Raw genomic sequence first — 22274 nt, forward strand, 5'->3', positions numbered from 1 at the left:
GGCATGGACACAAAGCGCGCAAGACTTATGCCAGAGCGGCGGACATTGCGCTTTATCGTAAGACCCGGTGCAGTACAGCACCAAAACAGCGCCAACGTAGGGGCGATGGTGCAAGCGTTGCACATATTTGTGGCGTGAGTGTGAGGGTGGGTGGTGAATCTACCCAGTCAACGGGCCTTGCGCTTTGCAATAACGGCCTGGCGCAGTTGACGTACTTCAAGCAGCTTCTGGCGCATCTCGCGATGGCGCTTGCTGTTGAGCAGCAGGAGCCCCAACAGCGGGAAGACGACTGTCGAGCAATAGACCAACATATGAGGGTGGTACTGAATCATCGGAACCACACACAACAAGCAACCCAGCAGGTAGCCCGCTACCAGCCTGGCAGCCCAAGGATAACCTCGCGCAATCATCACGTTTCCAACGACCAGCACCGCCACCAGCACCAGAATGGCCAGCACGGAGTAATCGGCCTTGAGAGAGAGATCCACCCCACGCAGATAAGTCACTCCTGCCAAGGAAACAGCACCGGCGCCGGAAAAGATCGCCATGAATATCGTGCCCATGAACACGGGGAAGTAGCGGGCAAGAAAACTACCCAGGTCGGGAAAGCCATTCATTCCGTCAAGTCCTCATACAAGCCGATTGCGAGGGTGCTGGCAGTGCCCACATGGCCGGTACGATAGCTACCGACGACGCCCAATAGGCCACCCAGCGCATCTTTCATTTGGGTCAGGGTTGCGTGACGGATTTCGGTGGAGCTGAAGCTCTTCGTCAATTTGCCCGAGCGCTGCTGCAACTTGAGCAACTTGGGCGTGAGGCTCGGGTCTTTGAGGCTCAGCAATTCCTTGGTCAGTTTCTTGCGCTCCTGGCGACTGAGCCCCTTGAGCAACTCATACCAACTTTTACCCAATGCGGCAGCTTTGCTGGCTTTAAGTAGTCGCACCGTTGTCAACGCGCCGACACCGACCCCCAGCAGGGACGCCCCATCAAGCAAGGGAGAAACGGCGCCGTACCATTCGGAGTCATCCATACGGTCGTTGGCGTCGGGTTCGAGGACCTCGTTGTAGGTACGCGCCACACCAAAGCCACACTGCGCACTGCTGGCCAGCGCGGCTGTCACGCCAATACCCACCACAAATGCGCTGGCACCCGCCGTGAACGGTACGGCCACACTGCCGCTGAAAACGACTATCCAACCGATAACGGCGGCGCCGCAGGACAATCCCATGTCGAACGCTTCTTTGCGCAGGCGTCCTTCTCGCGGGTCATTCTTTACCTGCTCCACAAACTGTGCCGGCGCGATGTACTTCTGCGCCTCGCGAATAATGACGCGCTTGGGCTTGATACTGCAGATAGGCTTGAACTCGCGCAGGGTCACGACGTTGAAGTCGGCGTCGATATACACCACGCCCGCGCCGACAATGCCGGGGTCGGCGTCGATGGCCGCAAACAGCCGTGGCAAGTTGATCTGGCCTTCGATGCGCTGGCGTACCATGAACTGCGAGCGGTTGGAGTCCATGCCGATGTTGAGCAGCGGGTTGCCCATGGGTGTTCTTCCTTGAAATGAATGGGCGCCACCTTAACAAACGGTCAGCCCACCGCCTAGAAAGCAAAACGCCAGCACGAGGCTGGCGTTTTGCATGTTCAGGCTACGATCAACGCGGCACGACCGGCTTGCGGACAGGCTTCTTGCCTTTGCCCTTGGCCGCATCGGTGCGTTCTTTCGCCGCCTGCTTGTTGCGCACCATGGCTGCAGCCTTGGCTTGTTCGCGCTTGTCCCACGGGTTGCTGCCGTCGCTGCCACGGGGCGGCAGGCCGGTGTGCTGGGTGAGGATCTTGGTGGTGGCTTCCTTGGCGACCTTATGGCTGCCGGCCGGCGTCGAGTTCTTGCGACGCGCGCTCTGGTAGCTGTCGGTAGCCGGCTGGTGCAACGGGATCAGTTGCTCCTTGCCCGGCCCGATCAGGTCGGCGCGGCCCATGCGGGTCAGCGCTTCACGCAGCATCGGCCAGCCCTTCGGGTCGTGGTAACGCAGGAAGGCCTTGTGCAGACGGCGCTGCTCTTCGCTCTTGACGATGGTCACCGAGTCGCTCTTGTAGGTGACCTTGCGCAGCGGGTTCTTGCCCGAGTGGTACATCGCGGTGGCGGTGGCCATCGGCGACGGGTAGAACGCCTGCACCTGGTCGGCGCGGAAGCCATTGCCCTTGAGCCACAAGGCCAGGTTCATCATGTCTTCATCGGTGGTGCCAGGGTGGGCGGCGATGAAGTACGGGATCAGGTACTGCTCCTTGCCCGCTTCCTTGGTGTACTTCTCGAACATGCGCTTGAACTTGTCATAGCTGCCGATGCCCGGTTTCATCATCTGGTTGAGCGGACCTTCCTCGGTGTGTTCCGGGGCGATCTTCAGGTAACCACCAACGTGGTGGGTGACCAGTTCCTTCACGTATTCCGGCGACTCGACGGCGAGGTCGTAGCGCAGGCCGGAGGCGATCAGGATCTTTTTCACACCCGGCAACGCACGGGCGCTGCGGTACAGCTGGATCAACGCCGAGTGGTCGGTGTTCAGGTTCGGGCAGATACCCGGGAACACGCACGACGGCTTGCGGCACGCGGATTCGATTTCCGGGCTCTTGCAGGCAATGCGGTACATGTTCGCGGTCGGCCCGCCGAGGTCGGAGATCACGCCGGTGAAGCCCGGCACCTTGTCGCGGATCTCTTCGATTTCGCGAATGATCGACTCTTCGGAGCGGTTCTGGATGATCCGGCCTTCGTGCTCGGTGATCGAGCAGAAGGTACAGCCGCCGAAGCAGCCACGCATGATGTTCACCGAGAAGCGGATCATGTCGTAGGCCGGGATCTTTTCCTTGCCATACACAGGATGCGGGACGCGCGCGTAAGGCATGCCAAACACGTAGTCCATTTCTTCGGTGGTCATCGGGATGGGCGGCGGGTTGAACCACACGTCCACTTCGCCGTGCTTCTGCACCAGAGCGCGGGCGTTGCCTGGGTTGGTTTCCAGGTGCAACACGCGGTTGGCGTGGGCGTAGAGCACCGCGTCGCCACGGACTTTTTCCACCGATGGCAGGCGGATCACAGTCTTGTCGCGGGTCATGCGCGGGCTGGCCAGGATCTGTACGACCTTGGCCTCTTCCGGATCGTCAACCGGCCCCTTTTCCTGCTCGATGGCGCAGGCCTGGGTGTCCTGGGTGTTCACGTACGGGTTGATGATCTTGTCGACCTTGCCCGGACGGTCGATACGCGTGGAGTCCACTTCGTACCAGCCCGCCGGCGTGTCACGGCGAATGAACGCGGTGCCGCGCACATCGGTGATGTCTTCGATCTTGTGGCCCCACGACAGGCGCTGGGCGACTTCGACGATGGCCCGCTCGGCGTTGCCGTACAGCAGGATGTCGGCAGTCGCGTCGATCAGGATCGAGTTGCGTACCCGGTCCTGCCAGTAGTCGTAGTGAGCAATACGGCGCAGGGAAGCTTCGATGCCACCGAGCACGATCGGCACGTTCTTGTAGGCTTCCTTGCAGCGCTGGCTGTACACCAGGCTCGCGCGGTCCGGGCGTTTGCCGGCCATGCCGCCAGGGGTGTAGGCGTCGTCGGAACGGATTTTCTTGTCGGCGGTGTAGCGGTTGATCATCGAGTCCATGTTGCCGGCCGCGACGCCGAAAAACAGGTTCGGCTCGCCGAGCTTCATGAAGTCGTCTTTGGACTGCCAGTTCGGCTGGGCAATGATCCCGACGCGAAAGCCCTGGGACTCCAGCAGCCGGCCGATGATTGCCATCCCGAACGACGGGTGGTCGACGTAGGCATCACCGGTGACGATGATGATGTCGCATGAATCCCAGCCAAGCTGATCCATCTCCTCCCTGCTCATCGGCAGGAATGGCGCAGGACCGAAACATTCGGCCCAGTACTTGGGATAGTCAAATAACGGCTTGGCTGTTTGCATGACGATGACCGGTGTTGAGATGAAAAATCGCGGGCGCGGAATATAGCACAAAATTTGACCAATTCCGACGGCAATGGTCGGGTTTTAATCTGGGTACCTGCCAGTTCGATCGGCCATGCAGATTGTCGCCCCCTTCTGGGGCTACTGCGTTAGGCCCGCGTCAAAAAAACCATGGATAGGCTGGAAGCGATCAACCCCAGCACATGGCTCGATCAATGACCACACAATCGCTTCAACCGCCCGCCCGCCAAGCATCAGCCTCTCCCCTGACTCCCCACCTGGGCTTTATAAAGGACCAGTTGCCTGCCTGGCTGAGCCAGGCTCCCGCACAATTGCGTGAAGACTTTCGCAGCAGCCTGATCAGCAGTAATCAATCCAGGCACGACCTCAAGGCGCTGCTGGATGAAGTACAAAGCCCCGAAACCTTTACGCGCCCACTGCTGCGAGAGCGACTCCAATCCTGGTTCTTTGGCTTTATCCAGGACGAGGACGCCATTCTGTCCCGCGAATGGAAAAATCATCACCTGCTTGGCCTGATCAAGAATCACGCCAGAACCACCCGCCAGACGCTGCTGGAAGCCGCCCTGCAAAACTTCGAAGCCTCGGAAACCGACGTTGGTGGACTGGAAATCGGCACCGCCATTTTCAACGTCACAAAGTCCGGTGAGGTGCCAAGTACCATATGCGCAGCATCGTTCGCCCGCTTCTGCCGCGAGCTGGACCTGGGCGGCCAGTACCTGAAACACCTCAGCAACATCCTCGAACCCGCGACGGGCGCCACCTCTGGTCGTACTGCCGCCCAGGTGCTCAACGTGGTCAGGGCTCAGGCGCAGCACGCCTTCGGAGTCACGCTGCATGTTGCTTACATGCGTAAAAAGTTACGGCCCCGACAGCATTTGCAATTGCACAGCCTCCAGCGCTCGGGAAACCACCTGGCGATAACGTACAACCACCTGACCCTGAATAGGGTGGTGCTGCCCAATGTCCTGGTGATCGAGGCGTCGAGCATCGGCATCCCGTTCATGCTTTATACACCCGAAGACCCGAGCGCCCCGCTGCGTAAACACGCCTCCATGGATGACCTCAAGGAGCGCCTGACAGAGCGCCTGCTAAAACCCGATTACCAAGACTTCTTCAAGCACCTTGTGCCGCTGCAACATCAAGGCAACCTCTTGAGCGTGACTCCGGCTTACGTTGGCGGGCCTGAACTGCTAACGAATCGAAGAACCTATCCTGCCAGACTGGAGGCAACGGTCAGCCTCACCGCAATTAAGGGTGAGCTGTTCCAGGCCATTGCCCGCCAGCGAATCACTCAGATCAAGAACGACGCACGCATCGTTGCCGTACCCACCGCCGAAGCCGACCTGATAAGCCGGCAAAAACGCCTGCAGGGCTACATCGATCTGGGCAAGTCCGCGCTGTTCTTCGCCGCGTCGTTCATTCCAATCGTGGGAGAAGTACTGCTGGTGGTCACTGCGACTCAGGTGCTCAACACGGTGTATGAAGGGTTTGCGGCCTGGAGCCGCGGCGACAGCGATGAAGCCTTGAACGACTTGCTCGACCTGGTGGATACCGCCGCCCTGGCAGTGGCCACCGCCGGCGTCACCCGCACAGTCGGCTTCGGTGCCAAACTGGTGAAGGTGCGCGTGCGCAGCAAGGGCTGGCGCTTGTGGAGCGCCGACATCAAACCCTACCGCCACCCCGATCCATTGCCTGACCACGTAGTGGCCGACAGCCAAGGCTTGTACAAACACGGGCAACAGCACTATCTGAAACTGGATGATCACCCCCATGCAGTCCAGCGCGCCCCGGATGGCAAGCAATGGGAACTGTCACACCCAAGCGTGCAGGACGCTTATTGCCCTCCACTCCTGAGTAATGGCGTAGGCGGGTGGCGTCAGACCCATGAAGCACCAGAGAGCTGGGACGATCTTAAACTGATCAAGCGCCTGGGGCCCGATGCAGCCAATATCACCCAACCGAAGGTGGAACCGATCCTGCTGCTCAGCGGCCTGGACAAGGCCAGCCTGAGCGAAGTCCACCAGGCCATGCTGCGCCCTCCGCCGTTGTTGCGTGACACGGTCAAGCACTTCAACCTGGAGCAGGAAATCAATGACTTCAACCTGGCGCGCGCCGAAGGCGCATCGGTTACTGCCCACTCGCCGCTGATTCAGTTTCACCTGCTCACTTCACTCCCCGAATGGCCCGCCAACCATGTGTTGAAGATTGTCGGCGAGCAACAACAGGTGCTAGTGAGTCACGGCACGGGTACGGTTGAAATCAAGATCAGCGAAGCGCGATTCAGAAAGGGTGAACTGTTGCATGCCCTGGAAGAGCAGATGGCGCAGACTGAATTCAACACACTGCTGCTCGACTGGTATCCCGCCTTTATGACCAAGGTCGAGAACGTGGCCATGCGCTTGGAAACACAAGCGTCGCAGCAAAAACAACGGCTGCTTTCCCTGCTCACCGCGCCCGGCGAAACAGCCGTCACCCCCACGGAGATAGGCATTCGCGCGCTTATGCCGCGACTATCAAAAAGTCATCTTGAGGAAATGGAAGCCACCCTCTCCCAAGCCGAACAGCAGAGCCTGCAACAGACTAAAAGCTTGGCGCCACTGTCGCGCTGGGAGGCCGAGCAATACGATGCGGCGACCCAGGCATGGCGTGCTCAGTCAGGGGTTTTTCTCGACTCGATGAGCAGCCGTGAAAGCGTGCCACTGACGCTGTACAGCCTGGAGCAACTGCCCGGCTGGCCAAGCTCGCGCAAGATCGAGGTGTACGACGGCAGTCGTGAAGGCGCACTGCTGGGTTGCATAGGCCCCTCGGATGCCCGTGTTCAGCACACCTTGATCCGCCAGGGCGAGTTGTACGCGCGACTGGATACCAAAGGCCAGCCCTCGGGTTCGCTCAACGATCTTGCTGGCACCCTTGAGCAAACACTTTCCGACCCCGAACGCGCGGCACTCCTGGAGCAGTCGGGAGCCGACTCCCTTAAGCACGCCATCCAAAAAATCAGCTTGTCACGTACAGCCAACTCTCCGGCCATTCGTGCCAGGGTCGCCATGAGCGCACTCTCAAGCGCTGCCGGGGAGCCACTGGACCCGTTGTTCGCCGAAACGGGCACTCTGCCAGGGCTGACACTGCGCGAGGATGGCATCTATCAAGCGCCTCCTCTGCCCGATGGACGCTATCGGTATTACGTCCAGGACAACGGTAAATACTTTCAAATCAAAATCAGCGACCTTGGCTGGTTTTTGATCGACGCACGCAGCCCGTTCAGGGCCTACAGGCCCTACCTGCGTCGGGCGCAGGGAGGGCGATGGGAAATAGATCAAACCAAAGGCCTCCTGCCGGGAGGCATGCAACCCTCTCAGGTGCCTCTGCAGATCCACATGGAGTCGAGTGATGAGTTCGAGTCAGCAGAGTCTTCCAGCGACTATGGCTCGGCCGAAGAGAGCACAGTGATCCCGCGCTTCACACCTCAGGAACGCGAGCGCATGCGCACCGAGAAAAGCTATCAACACAGCCAGAACTATCTACGCAAATATGATCGCGCCAACAATGGCCGATATCCGTTGCGCAGCCTGAGTGGGCGCCCCATGCGCATCAAGGAATTGCAGACCCGCAGTAGATCAAACACCACAAATGCAACATTCAGCAGCAACCTGGTGAAACCTTACATTCAGTGGGAAGGCTACGAAGAGGTGGCGCGACTTTATGAGGACAAACTCGAACTCACCGTTTTCACCGCTGCCCATCAAAAATTCCCGGAGGAATCGGTGCTGATCAAGCAGGACACCGTCATCACCAGAAAGCCCATTCAAAGGGGCGAAGCCCTCGGCGTGTATGGCGGAGAGTTGGTCCCCCACAACGTAGCAGTTTACCGAAGGGATCCTTATCTGTTGGATATCAATGCACCCTCCTCGGGGCGCGCCGCTAACCCGCCAGAGTTCTCGGGGGATAACATCCTTTCCAGGATAAACACGATTTTCGAATACGAAGCAGGAAAGCCGGTCAGGCAGGCTGCGGCGGGGTATAACGTTGAAGTTGCAAAGTTCAGGGTTAAGACCCAAATCGGCAACGAGCCTCTGGAGAAGGCATTACTGTCGGGATTTTTTGCCAGCGAAGATATTCCGGCCGGCACTGAATTGCGCTGGAACTACCAATACGACGAAGCCGCGATCAATAACCTGCTTGACCTCCTGACCTGAACTTACTCGTCGTCGAAGTTATAACTGCCCGGCGCGAGGTTTTCAAAGCGGGTGTATTTACCGATAAACGCCAGGCGTGTGGTGCCGATTGGACCGTTCCGCTGTTTACCAATGATGATTTCGGCGATGCCCTTGTGCTCGGTCTCCGGGTGATACACCTCGTCCCGGTAAACAAACATGATGACGTCAGCATCCTGCTCGATCGCTCCGGACTCCCGCAAGTCGGAGTTGATCGGGCGTTTGTTCGGGCGCTGCTCCAGGGAGCGGTTGAGCTGCGACAGGGCAACCACCGGGCAGTTGAATTCCTTGGCCAGGGCTTTCAACGAGCGGGAAATCTCGGAAATCTCGTTGGTACGGCTGTCACCACTGGAGCCCGGGATCTGCATCAGTTGCAGGTAGTCGATCATGATCAGGGCAATGTCGCCGTGCTCACGCACCAAACGCCGGGTACGCGCGCGCATTTCCGAGGGGCTGATGCCCGCGGTGTCATCGATAAACAGCTTGCGGTCGTTGAGCAGGTTGACCGCCGAGGTCAGGCGCGGCCAATCGTCGTCTTCAAGGCGACCAGCACGCACTTTGGTCTGGTCGATACGCCCCAGGGACGACAACATACGCATGATCAGCGATTCGCCTGGCATCTCCAGCGAGTAGACCAGTACGGCCTTGTCGCTGCGCAGTACAGCGTTCTCCACCAGGTTCATCGCAAAGGTGGTTTTACCCATGGACGGACGGCCGGCGACGATGATCAAGTCCGAAGGCTGCAAGCCACTGGTCATGCCATCAAGGTCGGTGTAGCCGGTGGACAGGCCGGTGATGGCGTTGTCGGTGTTGAACAAGGTGTCGATCCGGTCGATGGCCTTGGTCAGCAGGTCGTTGACGCTGACCGGGCCGCCGGTTTTCGGACGGGCTTCGGCGATCTGGAAGATCTGCCGTTCGGCTTCGTCGAGAATCTCTTCAGCGGTGCGGCCTTCCGGGTTGAAGGCGCTGTCGGCGATCTCGGTGGCGATGCCGATCAACTGCCGCAGGGTGGCCCGCGCGCGAACAATCTGCGCATAGGCCTTGATGTTGGCGACCGACGGCGTGTTTTTCGCCAGTTCGCCCAGGTAGCCCAGGCCGCCGACTTGCGAAGTCTGGCCTTCCTTGTCCAGTTGCTCGGCCAGGGTCACCACGTCGATCGGTGAGTTCTGGTCAGCCAGGCGGGCGATGGCGCGGAAGATCAGGCGGTGGTCATGTCGATAGAAATCACCGTCCGAGACTTGATCAAGCACGCGTTCCCAGGCGTTGTTGTCCAGCATCAGACCACCGAGCACGGCCTGTTCGGCCTCGATGGAATGCGGCGGCACCTTCAGGGACGCGGTTTGCAGATCGTATTGCTCAGGAGCGGAGATATCGTTCATGGCCACTTGAAATTAGGGGGCTGTAGAAAAACAAAAGGCACGACCTGTGAACAGGATCGTGCCCGATGTTAACCGTCTGGCACGCTAGGTGCCAGTCAGTTAGGTGCTGCTTAAGCTGCTACCACGACAACGCGTACGGTGGCTTCAACTTCAGCGTGCAGGTGCACGGCTACGTCGAATTCGCCTACGTTGCGGATGGTGCCGTTCGGCAGACGAACTTCGCTCTTCTGCACTTCAACGCCGGAGGCGGTCAGTGCATCAGCGATGTCGTGGGTGCCGATCGAACCGAACAGCTTGCCTTCGTCACCGGCGGTGGCAGTGATAGTCACTTCCAGCTCAGCCAGTTGGGCAGCGCGAGTTTCGGCCGAAGCTTTTTTGTCTGCTGCTGCTTTTTCCAGCTCGGCACGACGCTCTTCAAACGCAGCCAGGTTGGCAGCGGTTGCAGCGGTGGCTTTGCCGTATGGCAGCAGGTAGTTACGACCGTAGCCGGCCTTAACGTTCACTTTGTCGCCCAGGTTGCCCAGGTTGGCGACTTTTTCCAGAAGGATCAGTTGCATGTGAAAATCCTCTAACTTTTAACCTTCACCGTTCGCGTTATCGGCGTCTTTCGGCGCCAGACGACCGCGAAAATCAATCAGGCCGTCGACAATGGCCAAAACCACGAGTAACGGATAGATCAGTTGCATGAACAGCATCAGCGTGACGTACAACCCCACCAGCCAGAACCTGGCCAGGCGCTTCTGCGCCACCAGCCCGTGAATCAGGGCCAGTCCGGAGAACACCAGCGGTACGCTGCAAAACAGCAATAACAGGGCTGCCTGTGGACCGAAGTTCGGTCCGACAACCATGCATGCCAGCAGCAACATCGCCGGGCCCGCGGGGATTCTGATACTGCGAAATTCGCGACCAAAACCACCCGGGTTGTACAACAACGCCTGCCAGTAACGCCCAAGCATCAGGCTCAGCACACTGACAATCTGCAACACTACCGCCATCAGGCCGATCAGGGCCGGTGCTATCAGCGCCGCAAGGCGCGCTCGCTCGTCTACCGATAACTGCTGGTAGAGATCCCCGAGAGCCAGCGGCAGGACCTTGACGATCTCTTGCGCCAGCGCCTCGATTTGCGGGTGGAAAGCCGCGCCGAGCAACACTGAAAACACCAACCCCAATGCCACGCTGACCAGCAGCGTGCGGACCCAGGACTCACTTGCGCGTAAAACCAACGCAAGGCTCGACGACCCCAACAGCACCATAAGCACCTTGGGTTCGCCCAATTGCAGCCACCAGATCAAGGCAGCCAGCAATCCCAGGGCCAGGACGCCAATGGCATCCTGAAAACCGCGCCGCAGGAGCACAAGGCATCCAGCGGCAGCACCCAACCAATACAACAACGGCAATGCTGCACATCCAGCCACTACCAGAGTGGCCTGCACACGACCGCGCATGATGAACTCAGCTAAGGCGCGCATGCATTCAATCCCTTACTACTTGTCGACTGCCCGGTCTCAGCGGCCGTGGCTGTCGGTGTAGGCCAGCAGGGCCAGGAAGCGGGCGCGCTTGATAGCGGTGGCCAGCTGACGCTGATAACGTGCTTTGGTACCGGTGATACGGCTTGGAACGATTTTGCCGGTCTCGGATACGTAGGCTTTCAGAGTGTTGAGATCTTTGTAATCGATCTCTTTCACGTCTTCAGCGGTGAAGCGGCAGAATTTACGACGACGGAAGAAACGTGCCATTTGATAGGCTCCTTAAAAGGTCCGTGGATTACTCGTCAGCGTTATCGCTGTTGTCGCTGTCATCACTATCAGCGCTTTCAGCGCCTTCGTGCTCAGGACGGTCGCGACGCTCACGGCGCTCACTGCGGTTTTCTTCAGCCTTGAGCATCTCGGATTGGCCGATAACGGCTTCTTCGCGACGGATGACCAGGTTACGGATCACTGCATCGTTGTAGCGGAAGTTGTCTTCCAGCTCGGACAGAGCCTTGCCAGTGCACTCAACGTTCAGCATCACGTAGTGAGCCTTGTGAACATTGTTGATTGCGTAGGCCAGTTGACGACGGCCCCAATCTTCCAGACGGTGGATTTTGCCGCCGTCTTCTTCGATCAGCTTGGTGTAACGCTCTACCATGCCGCCGACTTGCTCGCTTTGATCCGGGTGGACCAAAAAGATGATTTCGTAATGACGCATGAATGCTCCTTACGGGTTGTAGCCTGCCGCTCAAAAACGGTCAGACAAGGAGTGAATGACACTTATGGATCTTGCCGCAGGGAGGCACATCAGTGCCTGCCAGGAAGGCAAGGGGCGCAATTGTAGAGAAGGGGGAGAAAGGGCGCAAGGTGATTGGTGATTATTTGAACAATCTTGTAAACACCACAAAACAAATGTGGGAGGGGGCTTGCTCCCGATTGCGGTAGGTCAGTCACATCATCTGTAACTGATCCACCGCTATCGGGAGCAAGCCCCCTCCCACATTCTGACCTGCGCCAGGCCGGGCTACTTCTTGGTCTTGGCCTTGACGCCACGCTGGCGCCGGGCTTCGAACAGGCACACACCGGTGGCAACCGACACGTTGAGGCTGCTGACGCTACCGGCCATCGGCAGGTGCACCAGGTAATCACAATGCTCACGCGTCAGGCGACGCATGCCTTTGCCTTCAGCACCCATGATCAGGATGGTCGGCCCGGTGAGGTCCTGGTCATAAATGCTGACCTCAGCCTCGCCCGCCGTGCCCACGACCCACAGGCCGCGCTGCTGGAGCTTTTCCAGGGTGCGCGCCAGGTTGGTCACGGCGACCAATGGAATCACTTCCGCAGCCCCGCAGGCAACTTTACGCACGACCGGCGTCAACGTGGCCGATTTGTCTTTAGGCACAATCACCGCCAACGCACCGGCAGCATCCGCCGAACGCAGGCAGGCGCCAAGGTTGTGCGGGTCGGTCACGCCGTCGAGCACCAGCAACAGCGGTGCGCCTTCGGTACGATCGAGCAGCTCGTCGAGCATCGCTTCGCCCCAGACCTGGCTCGGGCTTACGTCCGCTACCACGCCCTGGTGAACGCCCTCGACCCAAACATCCATCTCGCGACGTTCGGCCTGGCCGATGGCAACTTTATTCTGGTTGGCCAGCTCGACCAGCGCTTGCACGCGTGGCTCGCTGCGACCTTCCGCCAGCCACACTTGCTTGACGCGTTTCGGGTGATGACGCAGCAATGCTTCTACGGCGTGCACGCCGTAGATTTTTTCCAGACTCATGACTTGGCCTTAGGTTTGCGCGACCCGCCGCTTTTCGCGGGGGCCGAACCCGCTTTTGGCGGGCCTTTCCGGTGTTTACTGGGCTTGCTCGACGGTTTTTCCGCCCCTTGGGACTTTCCCCCAGACGCCGCTTTACCACCACTTTTGGCTTCGCTGAGCAACTGCTGCTTCAACTCGCGGCTTTTGCGCAGCTCGGCGTTTTTTGCCGCCGCATCGCTCGGGCGGTAGGCTTCCGGCGCCTTGTCCTTGGCAGCAGGACGACGCCCGGCCTTGGCCGGGGCAGGCTCGGCAACGGCCGCTTTCGCGGGAGCGCTCTTGCCTTTGCTGGCCGGCGCTGCGGTTTCGCTGCCACGTTTTTTACGGCCAGTCGGTTCGACGGGCTTGTCAGGCATGCCGAAGTCGATCTTGCGCTCGTCAAGGTCGACGCGCATGACCTGCACTTCCACCGTGTCGCCCAAGCGGAAGCTGCGACCGGTGCGCTCGCCCGCCAGGCGGTGATGCACAGGGTCGAAGTGGTAGTAGTCGCCCGGCAAGGCGGTGACGTGCACCAGGCCCTCGACGTAGATATCGGTCAGCTCGACAAACAGGCCAAAACCGGTCACGGCAGTGATCACGCCCGGGAACGACTCGCCCACGCGGTCCTTCATGAACTCGCACTTGAGCCAGTTCACGACGTCGCGGGTGGCTTCGTCGGCGCGGCGCTCGCTCATGGAGCACTGCTCGCCCAACTGTTCCAGGGCCGGTTCGTCGTACGGATAGATCCGCGCCTTCGGAATGGTCATCGCACCGGCGCGCTTGACGTGCGGGGTGTTCTGCTTGGAATGGATCACACTGCGGATCGCCCGGTGCGTGAGCAGGTCCGGGTAACGGCGAATTGGCGAGGTGAAATGGGTGTACGCCTCGTAATTCAGGCCAAAGTGGCCCTGGTTGTCAGCGCTGTACACCGCCTGGCTCAAGGAGCGCAGCATCACGGTCTGGATCACATGGTAATCCGGACGGTCCTTGATGCTGGCCAGCAAGGCCTGGTAATCCTTCGGCGTCGGGCCGTCCTTGCCTTTGTGCAGGGACAGGCCGAGCTCACCGAGGAACGCGCGAAGTTTTTCCAGACGCTCCGGCGGCGGGCCGTCGTGCACCCGGTACAGCGCAGGAATTTCGTGCTTTTTCAGGAATTCAGCGGTAGCCACGTTGGCCGCCAGCATGCACTCCTCGATCAGCTTGTGCGCATCGTTACGGGTCGTCGGGGTGATTGCGGCGATCTTGCGCTCGGAACCGAAGACAATCCGGGTTTCCTGGGTTTCAAAATCGATCGCGCCACGCACATGGCGTGCGCCCAGCAACACCTTGTACAAGGCGTAAAGCTGCTTGAGGTGCGGCACGACATGGCCGTACTCACCGCGCAGGGCTTTGGCCTCGGTGGTTTTCGGCTGCTCCAGGATGGTACTGACCTTGTTGTAGGTCAGGCGGGCCTGGGAGTGAATCACCGCTTCGTAGAACTGGTAGTCGGTCATTTCGCCGGTTTTCGAGATAGTCATCTCGCACACCATGGCCAAACGGTCGACTTTCGGGTTCAGGGAGCACAGGCCGTTGGATAGCTGCTCAGGCAGCATCGGGATCACGCGCTCAGGGAAGTACACCGAGTTGCCGCGCACCTGGGCTTCGTTGTCCAGGGCCGAGCCAATCTTCACGTAGCTGGACACGTCGGCAATCGCGACGAACAACTTCCAGCCGCCGGAGAACAGGCGCAGTTTGCCGGGCTTGGCTTCGCAGTAGACCGCGTCATCGAAGTCGCGAGCATCTTCGCCGTCAATGGTGACGAACGGCAGATGGCGCAGGTCGATGCGTTTTTCTTTGTCTTTCTCTTCAACTTCCGGCTTCAGCTTGGCGGCTTCTTTGAGCACGGCCTCTGGCCAGACGTGGGGAATATCGTAGGTGCGCAATGCAACATCGATTTCCATGCCCGGCGCCATGTAGTTGCCGACTACTTCAACGATATCGCCCTGCGGCTGGAAGCGCGGGGTTGGCCAGTGGGTGATTTTCACCTCGACGAACTGACCGACCTTGGCGGCGCCATTGCGACCCGGGGTCACCAGCACTTCCTGCTGGACCTTCGGGTTATCCGGAATCACAAAGCCGATGCCGCCTTCTTCGAAGTAACGACCGACGATGGACTCATGGGCACGCGACACCACTTCGACGATCACGCCTTCACGGCGACCACGACGGTCCAGGCCGGAAACGCGGGCCAGAGCCCGGTCACCATCGAATACCAGGCGCATTTGCGCCGGGCTCATGAACAGGTCGTCACTGCCATCATCCGGGATCAGGAAGCCGAAACCGTCACGGTGGCCGGCGATGCGGCCAAGGATCAGGTCGAGCTTGTCCACGGGCGCGTAGGTGCCACGGCGGGTGTAGATCAGTTGAGCATCGCGCTCCATGGCACGCAAACGGCGGCGCAGGGCTTCGAGCTGGTCTTCGGTGGTCAGACCGAATTCTTCAACCAGCTGCTCGCGGCTAGCAGGCGAACCCCGATCGGCGAGGTGCGCCAGGATCAGTTCACGGCTAGGAATAGGGTTTTCATATTTTTCCGCTTCACGAGCGGCCTCGGGATCGAGGGACTGCCAATCGGCCATTAGAGAGTTTTCACCTTGTCTATATGCGGGTTAGTTTGGCATACGCGTATTGAAACGGGAAATTTCAGGCATCAACAAGCCGTTAAAAGCCCTTTACAGCCGCCGGAAAGCACCTTGCACGACCATTGGCGAAATTTTCCAGGCTTTTTTCATTCCAGGGGTTTACAGCCAAAAGCCCTCTCCGTATAGTGCGCGCCATCGACGACGGCAACGTCCAAGATACTGCCCAGATGGTGAAATTGGTAGACACGCCAGCTTCAGGTGCTGGTGACCGCAAGGTCGTGGAAGTTCGAGTCTTCTTCTGGGCACCAATTCAAAACTTGAGGTTTTTACCTTGAGTCTCACAAAAACCCGCGAAAGCGGGTTTTTGCGTTTCATGCCTTTGATTTTTAAAAGAAAACTTGATTTATATTTTTGAATCAGGGGTTTACAGATCAAAAAGGCCTCCGTATAGTTCGCCCATCAACAGCGGCAACGTTGCTGATAATGCCCAGATGGTGAAATTGGTAGACACGCCAGCTTCAGGTGCTGGTGACCGCAAGGTCGTGGAAGTTCGAGTCTTCTTCTGGGCACCAATTTGAAACTCAAGGTTCAACCTTGAGCCTCCCAAAACCCGCGAAAGCGGGTTTTTGCGTTTCTGACGTTTGAAAACTTCGGCCTCGATTCCCGCCTCAGCCTCACTTGAGAAGCTTTATCGTTTATCCTCCCCCTATAAATCGGCAATGATTTGTTGCACTTAAGCGAGGAAAACTTCGGATGATGATCCGCGATACCCGTCTCAAGACATCCCTTCTGCGTGGCCTTTCCATCACTCTACTCGGCCTGACCCTGCTCTCACCCGCCGCCTATTCCGCCGACAAGGCGCCCCTGACCTTGTATAACGGCCAACACAAAGAAGTCGGCGATGAGCTCGCCAAGGCCTTCGAAGCCAAGACCGGCATTCACGTCAACGTGCGCAAAGGCAGCAGCAACCAGCTCGCCAGCCAGGTTGTCGAAGAAGGCGACCGCTCTCCTGCCGACGTGATCTACACCGAAGAATCGCCGCCACTGAACAAACTCGGCGAGCAAGGCTTGCTGGCGAAGATCGACGCCAGCACCCTCGACGTACTGCCCAAGGACTACGTCGGCAGCAAGGGCGACTGGATGGGCGTAACCGCGCGCACTCGCGTCGTGGCCTTCAACCCGAAATTGATCGCTGAAAAAGACCTGCCCAAGTCGGTACTCGATTTCGCCGGCCCCGAATGGCAAGGCAAAGTCGGCTTCGTACCTACCAGCGGTGCCTTCCAGGAACAAGCCGTGGCAATCATCAAGCTGCATGGCCGCGAAGCCGCTGAAGAATGGCTGACCGGCCTGCGCGCCTTTGGCAAGGTCTACAGCAACAACATGGTGGCCCTCAAGGCCGTGGAAAACGGCGAAGTGGCCACCGTCCTGGTGAACAACTACTACTGGTTTGCCCTGAAAAAGGAAAAAACCAATCTGGATTCCCAGCTGCATTACTTCACCAATGGTGATGCGGGCGGACTGATCACCGTGTCTTCCGCTGCAGCACTGAAATCCAGTAAACACCCGAAAGAAGCCCAACAACTGCTGGCATTCATGACCAGTGAAGAAGGCCAGCGCGTGATCACCAATACCTCGGCCGAATACCCGCTGCGCAAGGGCATGGAATCCAACCGCGGCCTCAAGCCTTTCAGCGAGCTGCAACCTCCGAAAGTCACGCCCGCCGACCTGGGCAATGCCGAAGAAGCCCTGGACCTGGAACGTGACGTTGGCTTGAACTGATGAACCCATCGCTACCCGCCCCCGCCCTTCGCGGGGGTTTCAGCCCGCGACGCAAACGCCCGTCGATCTGGCTGTTGCTACCCGTCCTGCTTCTGGTGGGCCTGAGCCTGCTGCCACTGGTGTATGTCGGGCTCAAAGCCTGGCAAGCCGGCTGGGCGGAGGCGGTGCATCTGCTGTGGCGGCCCTACGTCTTTGGGCTGCTGCGCAACACCCTCGCGCTGATGGTCGGCGTGACGGTGGCGTGCGGGGTGATCGGCCTGTCCCTGGCTTGGCTGCTGGAACGCAGCAACCTGCCGGGGCGGCGCATCTGGGGCGTGATCCTGTGCCTGCCGTTCGCCGTTCCGGCGTTTGTCAGCAGCTTTACCTGGGTGTCGCTGAGCGCCAATTTCGAAGGGCTCGGCGGGGCGATCCTGGTGATGACCCTGTCCAAATACCCGCTGGTGTTCCTGCCGGTGGCGGCGACCCTGCGTAATCTCGATCCTTCCCTTGAGGAGTCCGCCCGTACCCTGGGGCTGAATCGCTGGGGTGTATTTTTCCGGATTACCTTGCCGTTGCTGTGGCCATCGCTGCTGGCCGGGGCGCTGTTGATCGCGCTGCATATGCTGGTGGAGTTCGGCGCACTGTCGATCATCGGCCTGCAAACCTTCACCACGGCGATCTACCAGCAATTCGAACTGGAATTCAGCAATGCCAACGCCGCGATGCTGTCAGCGGTGTTGCTGGTGATGTGCCTGACGCTGCTGTGGCTGGAGTTGCGCGTGCGCGGCAAGGGCCGACACGTACGCATCGGCCAGGGCGCGGCGCGGCATGCCGAACAGGTGGCGCTGGGCAAGTGGGCGCCGCTGGGGCAGCTGTATTGCCTGGCGCTGGCGAGCATCGGCAGCGGCATTCCGCTGGGCATGCTCGGGTATTGGTTGGCGGTGGGTTCTTCGGCGGCGTTTCCGGTGGCCGAGATCAGCGAGGCGCTGCTGTCCTCCCTGGCGCTGTCCCTTGGTGGAGCAGCACTTTGCCTGATGCTGGCGGTGCCGGTCGGGTTGCTGGTGGTGCGCTACAAAGGCCAGCTGGCGATCTGGGCCGAGCGCCTGCCGTACCTGCTGCACGCCCTGCCCGGCCTGGTGATTGCGTTGACGCTGGTGTATTTCGCGCTGCATTACGTGCCGGCGCTGTATCAGACGTCGGCGTTGTTGCTGATCGCTTATGCGCTGTTGTTTTTACCGCTGGCCCAGGCGCCGATTCGTACGGCCTTGAACAAGGCCGCGCCGCAGCTGGAAGAGGCCGCGCGCACGCTCGGTGCATCGTCGTTCAGTGCGTTTTGCCGGGTGACCTTGCCGATTATCTTCCCGGCATTGGGTGCGGCGTTTGCGCTGGTATTTCTCGATGCCATGAAGGAGTTGACGGCGACCTTGCTGCTCAGTCCGACCGGGTTAAACACTTTGGCGACGGCGGTGTGGGCGCATACCTCGAATGTAGAATTCGCGGCAGCGGCGCCCTATGCGGCGTTGTTGATTCTGGTGTCGGGGTTGCCGGTATATCTACTGACGACTCGGATGTATCTGAGCCGCTGAACCGCTATCGGGAGCAAGCCCCCTCGCACATTTTGGAATGCGCTCCAAATGTGGGAGGGGGCTTGCTCCCGATGACGGCGGAACAGACGACATCAGGCCCGGAACTGCCCCAAACTCGCCTTCAACTGCGCGGCCAACCCATCCAGCACCTTGCCACTGGCCGTAGTCTCCACCACCGCCTGCGCGGCACGCTCGGCCTGGGCATGTATCACCTCGACCCGCCCACGCACCGCATGTGCGCCCTGCGCCTGGTGCTCGGCCGCGCGAGTGGCCAGGCCAATCGCCGCATGCACTTGCTCCACCGAAGCCTGCACCGTCTGCTGCAAGCGCACGCTGTCGCGTAACACCAGCAAACCTTCGCTGGCTTGACGACCGGCTTTGCCGATGGTCTCCACCGCCTCGCGCGCACCTTGCTGCAACGCCACGATATGCGCCTGGATATCGCCGGTAGAGCTTTGGGTCTTGCTGGCCAGTGCACGCACTTCGTCCGCCACCACTGCAAAGCCGCGCCCGGTCTCGCCGGCACGCGCAGCTTCGATCGCGGCGTTGAGGGCCAGCAAATTGGTTTGCTCGGCGATGCCGTGGATCACCGTCAGCACCACTTCGATCTGCTCGCTCTGCTGGGCCAGGCGCTCGATGACCTTGGAACCGGCCTGCACCTGCCCCGCCAACGCTTCGATCAAGCTGCCGACTTCGGCCGAAGTGCGTGAGTTCTCATCAGTGGCCTGACGAATATCCACCACCTGCTGCAGCGCGGCTTGCATGGCATGGCTTTCAGCCTGGGCTTCGTCGGCCATTTGCGACAGTGCGCGCAAGCTCTCGGCCACCTCATCACGCTGCAAACCAGCCGCCGCATCGGCACCGGCATTGCGCAAAGTCATGGCGCCGATTTCCACGCCCGTACGCTGGGCCACATCGCCCGCTTCGCGCACGATGGGCTGCAACTTATCCACAAAGCGGTTGACCGCTGAGGCCATGTCGCCGATTTCGTCCCTGCTGCTGATTTGCACGCGCTTGGTGAGGTCGCCATCGCCCGCCGCCAGATCATCCATAGCTGCAATCAACAGCTTCAGGCGATTGACCACACGGCGCCCCAGCACCACGGCGATCAACAGCAACACGCCGAAGCCAACCACCGCGAGCCCCATGCCGATGCGCCAGCGCAAAGTACCTGCCGCTTCCTGCACAGCGCCGGTGGTGTTGGCGGTCATCTGGGTCGCAGTGGCTTGCGCCGACTGCAAGCGAGCGCCCATGGCGGCCGCGCTATCGGCCGCTGCGCCTTTGATGCTGTCTGCGACCAACTGATCACCGCTGGCGATCAGAGCTGCAAAACGCTTATCCAGCGCTTGCAGATCGGCCTCTACCGAGGCAGTCGAGACGCCCATGCGGACTTTGCCGATCTCTACCCCGTTGGGGCTGATAGACGCTTCGACGTAGTACACGGAAGGGTCGTTCTTGGCCGCATCCAGCACTTTATCCAAGGCACGATCACCCGCGCCCTTTGCCAGCAGTGCCTGGTTGATCGGATTTTCCCGGTTCAGATAGCGAGTCAGATGTTCGCCCGCAGCGTCGTCGTAAACCACGAACAACACATTGGGGTTGCGCTGGGCGCGACGGGCAAACTCCGACAGCGTCGGCACGTCGCTGTCCCACATGGCGCGGGGCGCCACCGAGGCCAGAAGTTGCGCCATGTCATTGGCGGAGTCTTGCAGGTCTTTTTCCAGGGTCGCACGCAGTTGCTTCTGCTCTCCCTGCAGGCGCGTGGAAAGCCCTGCTGTCAGACGCTGGCGGGTGCTGGCGGACAAGCTGTCCAGGCTGGAGGTGACTTCCTTACCGGCCTGGGCCAATTCGCCGGACAGTTTCTGGCTGTCGATCCCCAGGCGATTGCCCAAATCAGCTTCCAGCGCCGTGACCGTGCTCCGGGTTAGAGCGACCGCCACCAGCACTTGCACCAAAAGAGCGATACCTAGGGTAACGAACACCGGCCGCAATAGACGACTTTGTAACAATGAGAGAACGGCAGACATCGGGAATCCCTCCACCACAGGCGCCATTATTTTGATAGCACCGCGAAAGAAAGAAACACAGCAAGGGTCGTGCCGCTTGGCGAACTGATACGAAAAAGGGCTCCCGAAGGAGCCCTTTGCTTTTTACATCAACAGCTTATTAAGCGAACGGGTGACGCAGAACGATGGTCTCGTTGCGATCCGGGCCCGTCGAAATAATGTCAATCGGCGCGCCGATCAGCTCTTCAACACGCTTGATGTAAGCACGCGCGTTGGCTGGCAGCTCTTCCAGGGTTTTGGCACCCACGGTCGACTCGGTCCAGCCCGGTACTTCTTCGTACACTGGGTGCAGACCCACGTAGCTGTCAGCGTCAGTCGGAGCAACGTCCTTACCTTCTGCATCTTTGTAGCCGACGCAGATATTGATGGTTTCCAGACCGTCGAGTACGTCCAGCTTGGTCAGGCAGATGCCCGAAATGCTGTTCACATCGATAGCGCGACGCAGGATGACGGCATCGAACCAGCCACAACGACGAGCACGGCCGGTGGTCGCGCCGAACTCGTGACCTTGTTTAGCCAGGTGTGCACCGACTTCGTCGAACAGCTCAGTCGGGAATGGACCCGAACCTACGCGAGTGGTGTAAGCCTTGGTGATGCCCAGGATGTAGTCCAGGAACATAGGGCCAACACCCGAACCGGTAGCAACGCCGCCAGCGGTAGTGTTAGAACTGGTCACGTACGGGTAGGTACCGTGGTCGATGTCCAGCAACGAACCTTGAGCGCCTTCGAACATGATGTCTTTGCCAGCGCGACGCAGGTCGTGCAACTCGGCAGTCACGTCCAACATCAGCGGCTTGAGCAGCTCAGCGTATTCCTTGCATTCGGCCAGGGTCTTGTCGAATTCAATGGCTGGCTCTTTGTAGTAACCCACCAGCATGAAGTTGTGGTATTCCACCAGTTCACGCAGTTTGTCTTCAAAGCGCGGCATGTTGAGCAGGTCGCCAACACGCAGGCCACGACGCGCGACCTTGTCTTCGTAGGCCGGGCCGATGCCGCGACCGGTGGTGCCGATCTTCAGCTCGCCACGGGCCTTTTCACGGGCCTGGTCCAGCGCAACGTGGAAGGACAGGATCAGCGGGCAGGACGGGCTGATACGCAGGCGCTCACGCACCGGTACGCCTTTCTCTTCCAGCTTGGTGATCTCGCGCAGCAGGGCATCCGGTGCAACCACTACGCCGTTGCCGATCAGGCACTGCACGCCTTCGCGCAGTACGCCCGACGGAATCAGGTGCAAGACGGTTTTTTCGCCATCGATGACCAGGGTGTGGCCAGCGTTGTGGCCGCCTTGGTAGCGCACTACGGCGGCAGCATGTTCGGTCAGCAGATCAACGATCTTGCCTTTGCCCTCATCACCCCATTGGGTGCCCAGGACTACGACATTCTTACCCATAACACTTGTCCTCATTCGCGCA

Annotated in this window: 15 protein-coding genes and 2 tRNA genes; 5 read left to right on the plus strand and 12 right to left on the minus strand. The window is 59.7% G+C overall.

What is annotated here, in order from left to right:
* Positions 1-167: 167 nt before the first annotated feature.
* The 3 genes from ACR52_RS18510 to ACR52_RS18520 all read right to left on the minus strand — a co-directional run bounded on the left by ACR52_RS18510 (position 168) and on the right by ACR52_RS18520 (position 3959).
* A complete protein-coding gene (locus ACR52_RS18510; protein WP_048727423.1) occupies positions 168-617 on the minus strand; it encodes a hypothetical protein in 450 nt (149 codons plus the stop codon).
* On the minus strand, positions 614-1546 hold the full coding sequence (locus ACR52_RS18515; protein ID WP_048727427.1) for a hypothetical protein: 933 nt from the start codon (positions 1544-1546) through the stop codon (positions 614-616). Before ACR52_RS18515 ends, ACR52_RS18510 begins: the two co-directional genes overlap by 4 nt.
* 109 nt (positions 1547-1655) lie before the next feature.
* Positions 1656-3959, minus strand: a complete 2304-nt coding sequence (locus tag ACR52_RS18520; RefSeq protein ID WP_048727430.1) for a YgiQ family radical SAM protein — start codon at positions 3957-3959, stop codon at positions 1656-1658.
* A 215-nt stretch (positions 3960-4174) separates the two neighbouring features.
* Between ACR52_RS18520 and ACR52_RS18525 the strand changes: the two genes are divergently transcribed.
* Positions 4175-8173, plus strand: a complete 3999-nt coding sequence (locus tag ACR52_RS18525) for a dermonecrotic toxin domain-containing protein (protein WP_330219093.1) — start codon at positions 4175-4177, stop codon at positions 8171-8173.
* A gap of 2 nt (positions 8174-8175) precedes the next feature.
* On the opposite strand, the gene dnaB is transcribed toward ACR52_RS18525, so the two are convergent.
* The 7 genes from dnaB to rnr all read right to left on the minus strand — a co-directional run bounded on the left by dnaB (position 8176) and on the right by rnr (position 15449).
* On the minus strand, positions 8176-9570 hold the full coding sequence (gene dnaB / locus ACR52_RS18530) for a replicative DNA helicase (protein ID WP_048727438.1): 1395 nt from the start codon (positions 9568-9570) through the stop codon (positions 8176-8178).
* 110 nt (positions 9571-9680) lie between these two features.
* A complete protein-coding gene (rplI, locus tag ACR52_RS18535) occupies positions 9681-10127 on the minus strand; it encodes a 50S ribosomal protein L9 (RefSeq protein WP_003171376.1) in 447 nt (148 codons plus the stop codon).
* Between the two features lie 18 nt (positions 10128-10145).
* On the minus strand, positions 10146-11039 hold the full coding sequence (locus tag ACR52_RS18540) for a YybS family protein (protein WP_048727443.1): 894 nt from the start codon (positions 11037-11039) through the stop codon (positions 10146-10148).
* Between the two features lie 36 nt (positions 11040-11075).
* Positions 11076-11306: a 30S ribosomal protein S18 gene (rpsR, locus tag ACR52_RS18545; protein WP_002551829.1), complete on the minus strand. Its 231-nt coding sequence runs from the start codon at positions 11304-11306 to the stop codon at positions 11076-11078.
* A 28-nt stretch (positions 11307-11334) separates the two neighbouring features.
* Positions 11335-11757 (minus strand): 30S ribosomal protein S6, encoded by a 423-nt coding sequence (rpsF, locus tag ACR52_RS18550; RefSeq protein WP_048727524.1) that lies wholly within the window; start codon positions 11755-11757, stop codon positions 11335-11337.
* Between the two features lie 306 nt (positions 11758-12063).
* Positions 12064-12819 (minus strand): 23S rRNA (guanosine(2251)-2'-O)-methyltransferase RlmB, encoded by a 756-nt coding sequence (gene rlmB, locus ACR52_RS18555; RefSeq protein WP_048727526.1) that lies wholly within the window; start codon positions 12817-12819, stop codon positions 12064-12066.
* Positions 12816-15449, minus strand: coding sequence for a ribonuclease R (gene rnr / locus ACR52_RS18560; protein ID WP_048727529.1), 2634 nt, complete (start codon positions 15447-15449; stop codon positions 12816-12818). Before rnr ends, rlmB begins: the two co-directional genes overlap by 4 nt.
* 224 nt (positions 15450-15673) lie before the next feature.
* Here rnr and ACR52_RS18565 point away from each other — a divergent pair.
* The 4 genes from ACR52_RS18565 to ACR52_RS18580 all read left to right on the plus strand — a co-directional run bounded on the left by ACR52_RS18565 (position 15674) and on the right by ACR52_RS18580 (position 18796).
* A tRNA-Leu gene (locus ACR52_RS18565) sits at positions 15674-15760 on the plus strand.
* Positions 15761-15937: 177 nt separating this feature from the next.
* Positions 15938-16024 (plus strand) — tRNA-Leu (locus ACR52_RS18570).
* 181 nt (positions 16025-16205) lie between these two features.
* Positions 16206-17231 carry an iron ABC transporter substrate-binding protein gene (locus tag ACR52_RS18575; protein ID WP_048727532.1) on the plus strand — a complete coding sequence of 342 codons (1026 nt, stop codon included), beginning with the start codon at positions 16206-16208 and terminating at the stop codon, positions 17229-17231.
* Positions 17231-18796 carry an ABC transporter permease gene (locus ACR52_RS18580; RefSeq protein ID WP_048727535.1) on the plus strand — a complete coding sequence of 522 codons (1566 nt, stop codon included), beginning with the start codon at positions 17231-17233 and terminating at the stop codon, positions 18794-18796. Before ACR52_RS18575 ends, ACR52_RS18580 begins: the two co-directional genes overlap by 1 nt.
* A gap of 92 nt (positions 18797-18888) precedes the next feature.
* Here ACR52_RS18580 and ACR52_RS18585 read toward each other — a convergent pair whose 3' ends face one another.
* Both ACR52_RS18585 and ACR52_RS18590 read right to left on the minus strand, forming a co-directional pair.
* Positions 18889-20823, minus strand: a complete 1935-nt coding sequence (locus ACR52_RS18585) for a methyl-accepting chemotaxis protein (protein WP_048727539.1) — start codon at positions 20821-20823, stop codon at positions 18889-18891.
* Between the two features lie 139 nt (positions 20824-20962).
* Entirely contained in the window at positions 20963-22252 is a 1290-nt protein-coding gene (locus ACR52_RS18590) for an adenylosuccinate synthase (RefSeq protein WP_048727542.1), read from the minus strand.
* Between the last annotated feature and the right edge of the window lie 22 nt (positions 22253-22274).

The organism is Pseudomonas fildesensis (genome assembly GCF_001050345.1).
In the GTDB taxonomy this organism is placed as follows: domain Bacteria; phylum Pseudomonadota; class Gammaproteobacteria; order Pseudomonadales; family Pseudomonadaceae; genus Aquipseudomonas; species Aquipseudomonas fildesensis.

Excerpts from the sequence above, each read along its gene's own strand:
- ACR52_RS18510 (WP_048727423.1), bottom strand. The coding sequence starts at position 617 with ATGAATGGCTTTCCCGACCTGGGTAGTTTTCTTGCCCGCTACTTCCCC.
- ACR52_RS18515 (WP_048727427.1), bottom strand. The coding sequence starts at position 1,546 with ATGGGCAACCCGCTGCTCAACATCGGCATGGACTCCAACCGCTCGCAG.
- ACR52_RS18520 (WP_048727430.1), bottom strand. The coding sequence starts at position 3,959 with ATGCAAACAGCCAAGCCGTTATTTGACTATCCCAAGTACTGGGCCGAA.
- ACR52_RS18525 (WP_330219093.1), top strand. The coding sequence starts at position 4,175 with ATGACCACACAATCGCTTCAACCGCCCGCCCGCCAAGCATCAGCCTCT.
- dnaB (WP_048727438.1), bottom strand. The coding sequence starts at position 9,570 with ATGAACGATATCTCCGCTCCTGAGCAATACGATCTGCAAACCGCGTCC.
- rplI (WP_003171376.1), bottom strand. The coding sequence starts at position 10,127 with ATGCAACTGATCCTTCTGGAAAAAGTCGCCAACCTGGGCAACCTGGGC.
- ACR52_RS18540 (WP_048727443.1), bottom strand. The coding sequence starts at position 11,039 with ATGCGCGCCTTAGCTGAGTTCATCATGCGCGGTCGTGTGCAGGCCACT.
- rpsR (WP_002551829.1), bottom strand. The coding sequence starts at position 11,306 with ATGGCACGTTTCTTCCGTCGTCGTAAATTCTGCCGCTTCACCGCTGAA.
- rpsF (WP_048727524.1), bottom strand. The coding sequence starts at position 11,757 with ATGCGTCATTACGAAATCATCTTTTTGGTCCACCCGGATCAAAGCGAG.
- rlmB (WP_048727526.1), bottom strand. The coding sequence starts at position 12,819 with ATGAGTCTGGAAAAAATCTACGGCGTGCACGCCGTAGAAGCATTGCTG.
- rnr (WP_048727529.1), bottom strand. The coding sequence starts at position 15,449 with ATGGCCGATTGGCAGTCCCTCGATCCCGAGGCCGCTCGTGAAGCGGAA.
- ACR52_RS18575 (WP_048727532.1), top strand. The coding sequence starts at position 16,206 with ATGATGATCCGCGATACCCGTCTCAAGACATCCCTTCTGCGTGGCCTT.
- ACR52_RS18580 (WP_048727535.1), top strand. The coding sequence starts at position 17,231 with ATGAACCCATCGCTACCCGCCCCCGCCCTTCGCGGGGGTTTCAGCCCG.
- ACR52_RS18585 (WP_048727539.1), bottom strand. The coding sequence starts at position 20,823 with ATGTCTGCCGTTCTCTCATTGTTACAAAGTCGTCTATTGCGGCCGGTG.
- ACR52_RS18590 (WP_048727542.1), bottom strand. The coding sequence starts at position 22,252 with ATGGGTAAGAATGTCGTAGTCCTGGGCACCCAATGGGGTGATGAGGGC.